Raw genomic sequence first — 13512 nt, 5'->3', positions numbered from 1 at the left:
TAAAACAAAACAATTATGAGCATTCCAAACAATTTAAAGTACAGTAAAGATCACGAGTGGATTTCGTTAGAAGGTGACGTTGCTACAATTGGTATTACAGCATTTGCACAAGGAGAGTTAGGAGACATCGTTTACGTTGATGTAGAAACTGAAGGAGAAACTTTAGGACAAGAAGAAGTTTTTGGAACAGTAGAAGCTGTAAAAACAGTTTCAGATTTGTTTATGCCAATTAGTGGAGAAATCGTAGAATTTAACACAGATTTAGAAGGTGAGCCAGAATTAATCAACACTGATCCTTACGGAAAAGGGTGGATTATTAAAGTAAAAGTAGAAGATGTAGCTCAAGTAGAAGCTTTATTAGATGCTGCAGCTTACGGAGATTTAATCGGTGCATAAGACAAAACAAATAATATTTTATGCGTATGTAGCGTTGGTGTTTTATCTAACGCTACTTCCGCAAGAAAACTTTACAAGACTTAGTAAAATAAGACAATTAGAAATCTTTTTTGAGATTGATAATTTAGATAAAGTTGTGCATTTCGGTATGTTTGGTTTAATGACAATTTTATTGTTTTTGACCTACAAAATTTTTGATATTCGATTAATTATTTTTCCTTTCTTGATCAGTTTTCTGATTGAGATTTTACAAGGAACTTTAACTTTTTTACACCGAAGTTTTGATTTTGTAGACCTCATGGCAAACTTATCAGGAATCACAATTGCATACATCCTTGTAACTTATTATTTACAATATAAAAAAACTCAGTAGCATTACTGAGTTTTCTGTTTTCTATGTATTGTATTATTGCGTTTTACACCATTCAATTAATTCTGGATATAACTCTTCGATTTTATTATTTGGATTATTTTTTCTAAGCTCTATTAATGTATCATTAAATTCTTTTATTTTGATAAAACCTCTATCAATCATTACTGAATTAATATCATTATAAGCATAATCAAACGCAGCTTTATTGTCTTTAAAATAATCCATAATGTATAATATATAGATAGACCACGTCATGTATTCATCAAAAATTTTTTTAGGGTTTGGATAATATTTTGTACCATACTTATCAGTTTTTACCCAAATTTCTCTAGTTTTTAATGCTTCATTTATTATTTTTTCATATTTATCAGTAGGTTTCCCAATGTAATTGTGGTCAATTTCTGTAAATATTGGTCGGGTATTAGTAATAATTTTATTAATATCAGATAAATTTTCTAAATTAGAGATAGGTGGTACTACTAAAAATATTTGAGTAAAATCATTATCTTCATAGCTTGTAGTATAATTTAATCCACCTATTAAAGGAGAACACATGATTACATAATTATTTACTTTCGTTTCAAAATTATTTTCTAACCACTTCCATTGTTTGTCAATATTTGCTTGTGTATTATAGTCATTTATTACTTCATCATAATATTTTTTTGAATTTCGATAAAATTTTCTAAAATCAGACTTTTCGGCAAATCTTTCTAATTCATTTTTATAAGTTGTAATTGGATTCTCTTTTATTGTAGTATGAGAAGATACGCTTTGAGCTGGAAAAATGTAGTTTTTATCTTTAATTAATTTATTTCTTTTAAAGTCGTATGAAATAGCATTACCTGTTAAAAAAATATAATTTAAAGGATTAGCTTTTATTAAAGAATCAAATTTAATAATAATAGATTCATCTTTGAAAGGTTTAAAATGCTTTAAAAGTTCTTGGTAATAAGGGGTTGATTGATTTATCATATCATCATTTCCAAGACCCGCATCTGTTATTGCAATCATAATATGTAAAAGTTCTTTTACTTCATTAATTTCAACATTTGATTTTCCTTGATGTTCTTTTTTAAAATTGTTATCAAAATTTACTTTCTTTAATTTTTGAGCATTAACTGAAATACTAATAATTAGAAAGATTAATATAAGGGATATGTTTTTCATTTTGTAGTTGAATTTAATTGTCATTATATATCATTGTTTTTTAGTTAGAAAATTTAATTTGAAATATTTTTTAATAAAAAAGCAAACTCTCGCTTGCTTTTTAAATCGTATTCTATTTATAAAAAATAATATTGCTTATCGCTTCATCAATTCCTCTGGAATATCACAAACCGGAATAGGAATCATTTTGTGTTGGTTAATACGATTCAATCTCGAGAAAATTTCGAAAACTTCTTTTTCTCTACCCGAAAATTCGTCTGCATTATGTCCAGCTTCTTTTGCTTTCATTGCCCATTCTAACTCATCATAATTTGCTCCTAATTGATCTTCATCAGAACGATCATCACCAAACAAACCGTCCGTAGGTTTTGCTTTTTGTATGTCTGTATTAATACCTAAAAATTCCGCAATTTTATACACTTCAGACTTCATCAAATCCGCAATCGGACTAAGATCTACACCACCATCACCATATTTTGTGTAAAAACCAACACCAAAATCTTCTACTTTATTTCCAGTTCCTGCAACTAAGTAATTGTGCAAACCTGCAAAATAATACAAAGTCGTCATACGCAAGCGCGCACGTGTATTTGCCAACGCCAAATTTACTTTATCTGTAGTTTCAGTTTTTGGTAAAGCAGCATTCATCGTATCAAAAGTCGCAGTCAAATCGATTTCTATAGAATCTATTGGTGATGTAAAATTATTTTTTAACCACTCAATATGTTTTTTTGCACGATCGGCTTGGTTTTCTGCTTGATGAATTGGCATTTCAAGATTTAATAACGGATAACCCGTCATCGCACAAAGTGTTGAGGTTACAGCAGAATCTATTCCACCCGAAATTCCAATTACAAATCCTTTTTGGTGCGAAGTTTCTAGATAATCCTTCAACCAAGAAACAATATATTGTACAACTTTTTCCGTTTGCATAATCTTTATTTTATCTCAAATATAAGTATAATCTCAAAAAATGCTTTTCTATATTCGATTAATCATTCAAAATTTTAAAGTGCAAAACTCTACAGATTATTTCCTACTTTTGTTTGCTAAATAACCAAACAATGAAATTTGTATATAGCTTGGCTTTTGCGAGTTTAATTTTATTTACAGCGTGTAAAAAAGAGAAAACTTGGGATGTAGATGTTAAAGAACAAACAGTAAAATTAAAAATACAGGACATTAGTGCAGATTTTTTTAATGACTCAATTCCATTAACAACTTTACGCCAAAATTATCCATTCTTTTTTGATGATAAAACACCCGATGAAACGTGGGAAAAACAACGCCGCGAAAAAACGGAGCTAACTATTTATGGTCAATCTAAGAAAGTATTTGGAGATTTTAGTCAATTAAATAGCATATTAACGCCAATGTTTCAGCGTTACCAATATTATTTTCCTGAACATAAACTACCAACTATTTATACCTATTCTTCGGGTTTACAAAATTTAGATTATCCTGTGATGTATAGCCAACAAGCAGGTTTGATGTTTATTGCGATGGATGCTTACCTTGGACCAAAAAGTAAATTGTATGATAGTATTGGTGTAGAACGATATATGCGTGCAAATATGGATATTAATCGTTTACCAGCACAAACTGTAGATGCAATTGCAAATAATATTGTAACGTTCAGTCCAAGAAATCAACAATTTATAGATAAGATGATTTATGAAGGGAAGAAATTAATTTTGCAAGATGCTTTATTAACAGAAACACCCGATGAATATAAAATGGGTTACACACCTCAACAAATACAATGGTGTATAGCGAATGAAGGTCAGATTTGGAACTTTTTTGTTGAGCAAAATTATGTTTTTAGTACAGACGCTTCGTTACAAAAACGATTTTTGAGTGTTGCACCTTTTTCTAAATTTAATAATGAAATAGAGCAAGAATCGCCAGGTAGAATCGCTGCTTGGATTGGTTGGCAAATTATAAGACAATATCTTAAAGAGAATCCAAAAGTAGAGCTTAAAACGTTGTTAGAAGATATGGATGGGCAAAAAATATTTAAAGAATCTAAATATAAGCCAGCTTTAGAAGGAGATAACGCAACAAATTATACTACGAAATCCATCAATGGAGAAACGTATCATTTTATAAAATAATAGTAAGAATAGAATTATATGAGAACAACAAATATTTCAGTTGACATCGAGTTAGATGAAAATAACGTACCAGAAAAAATGACTTGGAATGCACCAGATGGTGGAATTAGTCATGAAGAAACTAAAGCAATGTTATTATCTGTTTGGGACGATAAATCTAAAGAAGCTTTACGCATTGATTTATGGACAAAAGATATGACGCAAGATGATATGAAACGCTTTTTTCATCAAATCTTAATTTCTATGTCAAGTTCTTATCTTAGAGCGACAGACGAAGAAGAAGTTGCAACAAGAATTGCTGCATTTGCAGAAGAATTTGCAGTAGCTTCAAAAATAAAAGATTAAATAAATTAATATTTCAATATTTTAAGTCGAATTTCGTAACATTTGTTATAGAAATTCGACTTATTTTATATCTTTAATTTTTCTGACTAAACGATTATATGAAACGTCTATTATTTGCATTAACATTTTTAGGATCAATTTATTCTTTTGCCCAAGAAGATTGGACAATTGAGCAATGCATTATGTATGCAAATAAAAATAACTTGACGGTTCAGCAAAATAAAATCAACGAAGAACTTTTTAATAAAGACAAAGAGTTGATGTACAATGCTTGGTTGCCAACTGTTTCTGGTTATGTAGACACCAATTTTACAATTGGTACTTATAATCCAGTTATAGAGAAAGGATATTATCAATTTGGGCACTCATTTGGAGCGCAATCTAGTATCAATATCTATAATGGAGGTGTTGTGCAACTGAACAAAGATAAAGCTGATATAGACCTAAAAGCAGCTAAAGTACAGACCGAAATCACGGTGAATGATATTTCATTACAGATTGCGAATTTCTATTTAGCAGTTTTACTGAACAAAGAATTGAAACAAGTAGCAGTTGGTAATTTAGATATTTCGAAACAATTGTTAGATCAAAATCGTAAAAAGTTTAAAGCTGGTACTATTGCACAATCTATTGTTGCGCAAGCAGAAGCAGAAGTAGCGTCTAATACAAGAGAAGTTGTAAATACACAGATAGAAATAGAGCGTGCTTTGTTTAATTTGGCGATGTTGTTACAGTTAGCAGACTACAGAAATTTTAGAATTGTAGACGTTAAATTACCAGAGAATATTAACTCGCAATTGTACAACTTAGAAGATGTTTTAGAAATAGCTTATAACTCTCAGCCGGCTGTAAAATATGCAGAACTACAAATAGAATCTGCAGCAAAATCTACAGAAATTGCAAGAACTTCGTTGTTTCCTAAAGTGACAGGAAGTTTTAATTTAGGAACAAATTATATGCAATATTTTAACAAACGATTGCAACAAGATGCTTTGTTTACTCAGTTAGGTCACAATGTAACGGGTGTTTTTGGAGTAAATGTTGTTATTCCGATTTGGAATCAATATTCGTATAAAATTAATATACAAAAAGCATTGATTAACCAAGATTTAGCTCAGGTTAACCTTTTGCAATCCAAACAAGAAATTCAAAAAAATGTACAATCGGCCTATTTCGAAGTAAATAGTTCTTTTGCATCTTACGATTCGTCTAAAGAAGCCGTAAAATATGCGAAAATTTCGTATGATTTTGCTCAGAAATCTTACAATGCAGGTGTAATCAATTTGTATGATTTTAACCGTTCTCGTAATGATATGATGGTTTCGGAATCGCAAATGTTACAAGCAAAATATAACTACATTTTTAAACAAAAAGTGCTAGATTTCTACGCAGGTGTTCCAATTACGTTGGACGAAAAATAAATTTCATGATACAATTTGCGTTAGGGATAGTAATGGAAATCCTTTTTTGTAGACTTTTTTTCTACAAAAAAGATTGAAATGAATAGCCCGTTCGAACGCCCAAATAAAAATCATCTACACAAACACAATTCATCTAATTTTCGTGATGTATATTTGCATTTATGGCAACAATCTTAAATATAGAAACTTCAACAAAAAATTGTTCGGTTTCGATTGCTAAAGATGGTGTACAACTGTGTTTGGTTGAGGAAAATGAAGAAAGTTTTGCACACGGCGAAAAACTAAATCAGTTTATAGACTGGTGTATCGACGGCGCTGAAATTACGTTGAATGATTTGGATGCAATCTGTGTTTCCAAAGGACCAGGTTCGTATACAGGCTTACGCATAGGCGTTTCGTCAGCAAAAGGTTTTGCATTTGGTTTGAATCTTCCGTTGTTGGCAATAAATTCTTTACAGATATTAGCTGAAATGCAGATTAATAAAGGTTTTGATTTGATAATCCCAATGATTGATGCGCGTAGAATGGAAGTGTATACGGCGCAATTTGATACGAATGGAAATCAGTTAACAGATACTGAAGCAAAAGTGATTGATGAGACTTCTTTTGAGGAATTGAAAGGAAAAAAGATTGTTTTTGTAGGTGATGGTGCGGAGAAATGTCAAGAAGTTTTGGCGCATTTGGATGCAACATTTGTACAAATTTTTCCTTCGGCGAAATATATGTGCGAACAGGCTGAAAAACGATTTGAAGAAAAACAGTTTGAAGATGTTGCGTATTTTGAGCCTTATTATCTGAAAGATTTTGTGGCAGGAAAAAAGAAAACTGAATAAATAAAAAAGAAATAACATGAAAAATCTTGTTTTGACAATTGCATCTTTGTACGGAATGATTGCAATTATTTTAGGAGCATTTGGTGCTCATGCGTTCAAGAAATTTTTACCAGACGAAAAATTAGCAAGTTTTGAGGTTGGTGTACGTTACCAAATGTATCATGCAATTGCATTATTAGCTATTGGTATGTATTTTCAGTTCGATAAAAGTTTAGAGCGTTCTGCTGCTTGGTGTCTTATTTTGGGAACTTTTGTGTTTTCTGTAAGTGTTTATTTATTATCATTTGCGGATCATTGGGGTGCAAATCTCAAGTTTTTAGGACCAATTACACCACTTGGTGGTTTGTTGATGGTTGTAGGATGGGGATTATTGGCTTGGATTTTTATGAAAGGTAGATAATTATTATAAATTAAAAACGGCGCTGATTTCAGCGCCGTTTTTAGTTATTTTGGTTTTATTATTTCTTCAAATTCATCTTCGTTAAATTCAAATTCTTCGAAAGTACATTCTATTTCAAAAGGAATATCACCTTCTGTGTTTTGTGTAAAATCTTGTACTTCTCCTTTCCAATTTAGGGTTAAAATACCTTTGTCGTTAACACTAAAATTTAGTTCGTTGTTTACTGTTTCGTAATCGTCTTCAGAAACATTTAAAGAAGTGTAATAAACCTCTACAAGTTCACCTTCTTCATCTTCTTCTTCCGCAAAACCGTATGGTATAGACACTTTTTTACCCGTTAATTGTTCGACAGATTCTACATCTAAAGGAAAATCGTCGATAAAAAGAGAAAGTTGAGGAAATTCATTTTGTAATGAGTCTCCTTCTACATGTTCTAAGTCATCATTGGAATGGATTTCTACCAATAAACATTTTTTATTTCCTTGAAAAACGACTTTGCATAATGATCTTTCAATTTTGTAATTCAATGTTTCGTCCGAATGGAAGAACTTAATTGTTTTCATTGTTTAGTTAATGTATGTTATTAATTATGAGTACGAATATAATTAAGTTCATTTAATTTTCATAAAAAAAATGACGAAGAAATGCATTTTTTTTATATATCGCCAAAAAAAGCCACACATTTGCATGTATGGCTTTGTATTTATAAGATAAAAACGTATTATTTTGCAACTTCAGCAGTAGCTGGTTTAGCTGTTAAATCTACTTGTAATAAAACTTCGTCTTTTACGATAGATCCACCTCCACCAGTGAAAGCAATTCCGAAATCTTTACGGTTGATACCGAATTCTTCAGATTTAATTGTTACTCCATTCGCGTCAACTGTTACGTTAGCTTTAAAAGTTACATTTTTAGGTGTTCCACGGAAATCTAAGTTTCCAGAAACTTCAGAATTATAATCTCCACCTTCAACTGGTTTTACAGCAGTAATTTCGAAAGTAGCTGTTGGGAATTTTTCAACATCTAAAAAATCAGCTGATTTTAAGTGTCCATCTAATTTTCCTTTGCTTTCTGCATCAGCATCTAAATCTTTAGATTCAAAAGATGTAAAATCTGCAACAAATTTACCAGCTTCTAAAACACCGTTATTTACTTTTACAGTTCCTTCTTTTAATTTTACAATACCGTAATGTCCTTCTTCAGGTTTGTTGATATCGTCAAAAGTTTTTCCACCTTTCCAGTTTACAACAGATGTTGTAGTATCTACATTATAATCCACAGCACCTTCTGTAGATGTAGCACCTTCTTGTGCTTCTGTTGTTTTTACAGTTTCTGTATTTCCACCACAAGATGTTAATGCAACAGCAGAAACAACGGCTAGGCCTAAAAATAATTTTTTCATATTGTTTTTTATTTGAGACAAAATTATAACTTAAATTGATAGTTTATATTGACTTATATCAATTAATGAAATAAATATTAAAATCATTTTGAATAATTCTAAATATCTTTAACCAAAAATAATAAAAATTTATTCAATTGTGCTAAAGATTGATAATCTTAATTATAACTACCCAGGATTTGAAGAAAATGTATTAACGAATATAAATTTCGAGGTACAAAAGGGAGAGGTAATTAGTGTAATAGGTGAGAGTGGAAGTGGTAAATCAACTTTATTGAAGTTGATTTACGGTTTGTTAGATTTTAATGATGGAGAAATAAAATATGGAGATAAAAAACTAAAAGGGCCATTGTACAACCTGATTCCAGGGCATAAGATGATGAAATATGTGGCGCAAGATTATGATTTATTAGATTTTGTGACGGTTGGTGAAAATGTCGGAAAATTCTTAAGTAATTTTGATTTAGCGCTCAAACAAAAAAATATTGATGAGGCTTTGGATGTGGTAGAATTAAAACATTTTAAACACATTTTTCCAAATAAATTAAGTGGAGGTCAACGGCAACGTGTTTCCTTAGCGCGCGCTTTGGCTCAAGAACCAGCGGTTTTGTTGTTAGATGAACCTTTTTCTAATCTTGATCAAACTTTAAAATTATCTATTCGAGAAAAAATTATGAATTGGTGTAGAACACATCAAATTACAGTAATTTTTACAACTCACGATTTGAGTGATGCATTTTATACTTCAGATAAAATTTTAGTTCTTGAAAATGGAAATATGATTCAATTTGATGAAATCGAAAATGTCAGAAAATTTCCGAAGAATGAGTATGCTGCTCGATTATTTGGTTATGTGAATGTGTTGAGAAGTGAAGAGTCTAAAAAATTATCTATCCATACAACGACTTCAGTTGTTATTTATCCCGAAGAAATTAAGATTTCTACAAATGGAAATTTTAGTGGGAAAGTTATCGAAACAAAATTTCAGGGAAGAGATTATTTGATAAATTTTAGTTACCAAGATCTAGAATTATATGCATATTTTGATGCTAAACTAGAAAAAGGAACAAATATTAATTTTGATTTAAAATCATATTCCGTTATATAAAAAATAGAAATTAAAAGCCAATCATTTGATTGGCTTTTAGTTATTTATTCAGTAGAAACTCTAAAATTTCTGTTGTAAAATCTTTTGGGTTTTCGGCATGAATCCAATGTCCTGCATTTGCAATTTTTTTGATTTCCGCATTTGGAAAACGTTCTTTTATCAACATTTCATCTTCTGGTAAAATGTAATTAGAATTAGCTCCACCCAAAAATAATGTTGGACCATCAAATTCGCCATGTAACAATTCAGTACCAATCATCTCTTGATAAAATTTGTCTAAAACAGGCAAATTAAATCGAAACGCATATTTACCATTTTCTGCATTGTAAACATTTTTTAGTAAAAATTGACGAACACCGACTTCAGGAATATATTGACTTAAAATTGTTTCGACATCTTTTCGAGATTCTATTTCGTTAAAATCAACAGATTTTAATGCCTTGAAAATTGCATTATGATGTGGTTGATACGCTTTTGGTGCCATATCAGCTACAATCAAATGATCTAATCTATCTTGATGAATCATTGCAAAATCAATCACAATTCGTCCACCCAAAGAATGTCCTAAAAGATGAGCTTTTTCTATGTTATTTGCATCTAAATAATTTACAATATCCTGCGTCATAGCGGCTAAAGAAGAATCATCGCTATGGAAGCTTCGTCCATGATTTCGTAAATCGATAAGGTGAGTTGTAAAATATTCGCCAAAATATTTTCCTATGGTGTTCCAATTGTCCAATTGACCAAACAAACCATGAAAAACTAACAAATGTTTTTCGCCCGAACCTACAATTTTACTGTGTAAGATTTCTGTCATTTTCTAAAGATTAGCCAATTCTATTTTACGTAAATAAGTTTGTATTGTATTCTCCAAACCTAAATATAAAGCTTCAGAGATTAATGCATGTCCAATAGAAACTTCTGCAATTTCTGGAATCTCGTGAATAAAATATTCAATATTTTTTAAACTTAAATCATGTCCAGCATTTACACCTAATCCATTTGCTAAAGCCAATTTAGTAGTTTCTTTGTATGGATTGATCGCTGCCGAATTTCCTAAACCATATTGTGTCGCAAATTCTTCTGTGTACAATTCTATTCTATCTGCACCAGTTTTTGCTGCCGATTCTATTAAAGCTGGATTCGGATCTAAGAAAATAGAAGTTCTGATTCCTGCTTCTTTAAATGTTTTGATTACTTCTGTCAAATAATCAAAATGCTTTATTGTATCCCAACCAGCGTTAGATGTTATAGCATCTTCAGCATCAGGAACCAAGGTTACTTGTTCTGGTTTTGATTTTAAAACCAATTCCATAAAACTATCAACTGGTTTACCTTCTATATTAAATTCTGTTGTAACAACAGGTTTCAAATCATACACATCTTGGTAACGAATATGACGCTCGTCTGGACGTGGATGAATAGTAATTCCTTGTCCACCAAATTCTTGAATTTTTATAGCAGCTTCTACTAAATTTGGTGTATTTCCACCACGCGCATTACGTATAGTGGCAATTTTATTTATATTAACACTTAATTTGGTCATTGTTTTTGTATTATAAATTTTTGATATCTGATAATGAAATTGATTGCATAATTTCTAACTCAAATTTACGACAAGCAGTTAATAAATGATCGAAAATATCGGATTGAATTCGTTCAAATTCTAAACTACTCGAAGTCGTTGTAAAACACCCAATTTCTAAAGGCATTCCTAGCGGTGAAACTGGAAGTTGTTTTACGATAATTGAATCATTTTGAGAAATTGTTTTTAAACTCTTCAAATAATTTTCAACATAAATTCTAAACACACCAATATTAGTAAGATTTCTACCATTAATGTCAATTTCAGAATTGGTTACATTTTGATTATAAAGATTAATTTCTTCTCGTTTAGAAAGAATATATTGATTGATTAAAGTTATTTTTTCAAATTGATTTAACATTTCTTCATCACAAAACTTAAACGAATTCACGTTAAACGAAATAGAACGTTTAATTTGTCGCGTTCCAGTCTCCATCATCGGCATGTGATTGGTTACTTGCGATGAAACCAAATCTACAGTTGGTACAGTTGCAATAGATTTATCAAACTTTTCTATTTTCACTAAGTTGATGTTAATTTCTTTTACTATTCCTTCTATGTCGCCTTTGGAAATGGTGATCCAATCGCCAACTTTTACAATTTTTGAATAGGAAATTTGTAAACCAGAAACAAATCCAAAAATAGCATCACGAAAAATTAATAAAACAGCAGCCGTTAATGCTCCTAAAACAGTGATAATTGTATTCTGATCGACTGTAAAAAGAATCATTATCCCAGAAAGAATAGAAAAAAATGTAATGATAAATTTTAACATCTGACCAAACGTTCGTACACCAATTGTCGTATAACTGTTTTCTTCGTTGTAAACATCGATTATAGTATTGATGAATCGAAAAATCAATTGTGTAAAAACGATAAGTGTGATAAGTTGTGTTATTTTTTGAACAGTATGGAAAACACTTCCATCATCTTTGAACAAAAGAATATTCATACTTAATGCGAAACTTATCGGTATAAGATGAATGGCTGATGTAAATACTTTGTTTTTGTACAAAAAATTAAACCAATCATTTTGCGTTATTTTCGTCATTTTTTTAAGAATCGGAAAAATAATTGCTCTCAAAATAAAGTCAATCACAAAAAGGATTGCAATCCAAGCAACTATTTCCAAAAAAGTAAAAAGATTTTCGGACAAATCAATTTTAAATTGTTGATTGAAAAAAAATTTTACACCATCGGAAAATTCTTCATAAAAAGATTTATCTTGCACTTGCAGTTTCATAAATTTTAAGCAGAAAATTGTTATTGTACAAAGTTACATTTTTAAAAATAGAAATAATATGGATAACGATTCGGTACTAAATATCATTAGCGGAATTTTACTTGTAGTCGGATTAATAGGTACAGTTTTACCTGTTTTACCTGGTGCGCCATTGGCTTTAATAGGTTTATTGGTATTTAAATTTAGTGGAGATTGTAGCTATGGTTGGGGAACAATTATACTTGCAGGATTATTTGTATTAATAGGTGCTTTGTTAGATTATTTGTTGCCAATTTATATGACCAAAAAACTAGGAGGTACCAAATACGGTATTTGGGGATCAATTGTCGGATTAATTGTCGGATTATTTTTCCCACCAATAGGTTTTATAGTTGGACCATTTATTGGTGCATTTTTAGGTGAATTAGCTTTTAGCGCAGCAGAACCAAAAATGGCATTAAAATCTGCCTTTGGATCTTTTGCAGGATTTATTTTGACAACGGGTTATGATATTATTCTGACATTAATTTTTATAGGAATTTTTGTTTGGCAATTAATGAATTAATTATAGATTAAATGATTGAAATTAGGTCAATAAAAAAAAATGGCATATATTTGCAAAGAATTTAAGGAAGTAAAAGGAGGAGGGCTGGTTATAGCTCTCTTTTTCGTTGTATATGGATTCAGATAAAGTAAAACAGCTCATAGAAGAAGCAATCGCGGAAAACCCGGCATTGTTTCTTATCGATTGGAAAATCTCTCCAGAAAATAAAATATCTATTTTGGTAGACGGAGACGAAGGTGTTCCAATTGAAGAAATTGTAAGAATTAGCCGCTACGTAGAAAATAATCTTGATCGTGAAGATGATGATTTTTCTCTAGAAGTTTCTTCTCCTGGTGTTGGTAGTAATTTGACAATGCCTCGTCAATACTCAAAAAATGTTGGTCGTACACTAGAAGCAACATTAAATGATAAAGTGATAGAAGGTGAAATTGTTGAAGCAGATGAAGAAGGTGTAATCCTTTTTTGGGAAGCACGCGAACCAAAACCAGTAGGAAAAGGTAAAATTACAGTAGAAAAAGAAGAAAAAATAAAGTACGCTGACATTAAGAAAGCGATAATAAAAGTCACCTTTTAAAAAT

General features: G+C 30.6%; 17 protein-coding genes. 10 read left to right on the top strand and 7 right to left on the bottom strand.

The window, feature by feature from the left end; genetic code table 11:
* The first annotated feature begins 15 nt into the window (after positions 1-15).
* Together gcvH and RSC72_RS01140 are read left to right on the top strand one after the other, a co-directional pair.
* A complete protein-coding gene (gene gcvH, locus RSC72_RS01145; RefSeq protein WP_332544065.1) occupies positions 16-396 on the top strand; it encodes a glycine cleavage system protein GcvH in 381 nt (126 codons plus the stop codon).
* Entirely contained in the window at positions 389-769 is a 381-nt protein-coding gene (locus tag RSC72_RS01140; protein ID WP_332544064.1) for a VanZ family protein, read from the top strand. The genes gcvH and RSC72_RS01140 overlap by 8 nt, the downstream gene beginning before the upstream one ends.
* A 33-nt stretch (positions 770-802) precedes the next feature.
* Here RSC72_RS01140 and RSC72_RS01135 read toward each other — a convergent pair whose 3' ends face one another.
* Positions 803-1963, bottom strand: a complete 1161-nt coding sequence (locus tag RSC72_RS01135) for a DUF4932 domain-containing protein (protein ID WP_332565979.1) — start codon at positions 1961-1963, stop codon at positions 803-805.
* Between the two features lie 111 nt (positions 1964-2074).
* Positions 2075-2872, bottom strand: a complete 798-nt coding sequence (nadE, locus tag RSC72_RS01130; protein WP_332544062.1) for an NAD(+) synthase — start codon at positions 2870-2872, stop codon at positions 2075-2077.
* Between the two features lie 131 nt (positions 2873-3003).
* Between nadE and gldB the strand changes: the two genes are divergently transcribed.
* From gldB to RSC72_RS01105, 5 genes are all read left to right on the top strand, one after another.
* A complete protein-coding gene (gldB, locus tag RSC72_RS01125) occupies positions 3004-4053 on the top strand; it encodes a gliding motility lipoprotein GldB (RefSeq protein WP_332544061.1) in 1050 nt (349 codons plus the stop codon).
* Positions 4054-4071: 18 nt separating this feature from the next.
* Complete coding sequence (gldC, locus tag RSC72_RS01120; protein ID WP_332544060.1) at positions 4072-4398, top strand: gliding motility protein GldC; 327 nt, start codon at positions 4072-4074, stop codon at positions 4396-4398.
* 98 nt (positions 4399-4496) lie between these two features.
* On the top strand, positions 4497-5819 hold the full coding sequence (locus RSC72_RS01115) for a TolC family protein (protein ID WP_332544059.1): 1323 nt from the start codon (positions 4497-4499) through the stop codon (positions 5817-5819).
* A 161-nt stretch (positions 5820-5980) separates the two neighbouring features.
* Complete coding sequence (gene tsaB, locus RSC72_RS01110) at positions 5981-6652, top strand: tRNA (adenosine(37)-N6)-threonylcarbamoyltransferase complex dimerization subunit type 1 TsaB (RefSeq protein WP_332544058.1); 672 nt, start codon at positions 5981-5983, stop codon at positions 6650-6652.
* A 16-nt stretch (positions 6653-6668) separates the two neighbouring features.
* Complete coding sequence (locus tag RSC72_RS01105) at positions 6669-7052, top strand: DUF423 domain-containing protein (RefSeq protein WP_332544057.1); 384 nt, start codon at positions 6669-6671, stop codon at positions 7050-7052.
* A 44-nt stretch (positions 7053-7096) separates the two neighbouring features.
* On the opposite strand, the gene RSC72_RS01100 is transcribed toward RSC72_RS01105, so the two are convergent.
* On the bottom strand, positions 7097-7615 hold the full coding sequence (locus tag RSC72_RS01100; RefSeq protein ID WP_332544056.1) for a hypothetical protein: 519 nt from the start codon (positions 7613-7615) through the stop codon (positions 7097-7099).
* A gap of 158 nt (positions 7616-7773) precedes the next feature.
* Positions 7774-8454 (bottom strand): YceI family protein, encoded by a 681-nt coding sequence (locus RSC72_RS01095; RefSeq protein ID WP_332544055.1) that lies wholly within the window; start codon positions 8452-8454, stop codon positions 7774-7776.
* Between the two features lie 139 nt (positions 8455-8593).
* Between RSC72_RS01095 and RSC72_RS01090 the strand changes: the two genes are divergently transcribed.
* Positions 8594-9562, top strand: coding sequence for an ABC transporter ATP-binding protein (locus tag RSC72_RS01090; protein ID WP_332565978.1), 969 nt, complete (start codon positions 8594-8596; stop codon positions 9560-9562).
* 40 nt (positions 9563-9602) lie between these two features.
* On the opposite strand, the gene RSC72_RS01085 is transcribed toward RSC72_RS01090, so the two are convergent.
* From RSC72_RS01085 to RSC72_RS01075, 3 genes are read right to left on the bottom strand one after another with little or no spacing between them, the layout of a single operon-like run.
* Entirely contained in the window at positions 9603-10379 is a 777-nt protein-coding gene (locus RSC72_RS01085; RefSeq protein WP_332565977.1) for an alpha/beta fold hydrolase, read from the bottom strand.
* A gap of 3 nt (positions 10380-10382) precedes the next feature.
* Positions 10383-11108: a pyridoxine 5'-phosphate synthase gene (locus RSC72_RS01080; protein ID WP_332544052.1), complete on the bottom strand. Its 726-nt coding sequence runs from the start codon at positions 11106-11108 to the stop codon at positions 10383-10385.
* A gap of 10 nt (positions 11109-11118) precedes the next feature.
* Complete coding sequence (locus tag RSC72_RS01075; protein WP_332544051.1) at positions 11119-12390, bottom strand: mechanosensitive ion channel family protein; 1272 nt, start codon at positions 12388-12390, stop codon at positions 11119-11121.
* A 58-nt stretch (positions 12391-12448) separates the two neighbouring features.
* Between RSC72_RS01075 and RSC72_RS01070 the strand changes: the two genes are divergently transcribed.
* Both RSC72_RS01070 and rimP read left to right on the top strand, forming a co-directional pair.
* Positions 12449-12934, top strand: a complete 486-nt coding sequence (locus tag RSC72_RS01070) for a DUF456 domain-containing protein (protein WP_332544050.1) — start codon at positions 12449-12451, stop codon at positions 12932-12934.
* A gap of 112 nt (positions 12935-13046) precedes the next feature.
* A complete protein-coding gene (rimP, locus tag RSC72_RS01065) occupies positions 13047-13508 on the top strand; it encodes a ribosome assembly cofactor RimP (RefSeq protein ID WP_332544049.1) in 462 nt (153 codons plus the stop codon).
* Positions 13509-13512: the final 4 nt, after the last annotated feature.

Origin of the sequence: Algoriella sp. (assembly GCF_036647415.1) — a bacterium.
Classification (GTDB): domain Bacteria; phylum Bacteroidota; class Bacteroidia; order Flavobacteriales; family Weeksellaceae; genus Empedobacter.
This window is presented reverse-complemented; position numbering and strand designations above follow the sequence as displayed.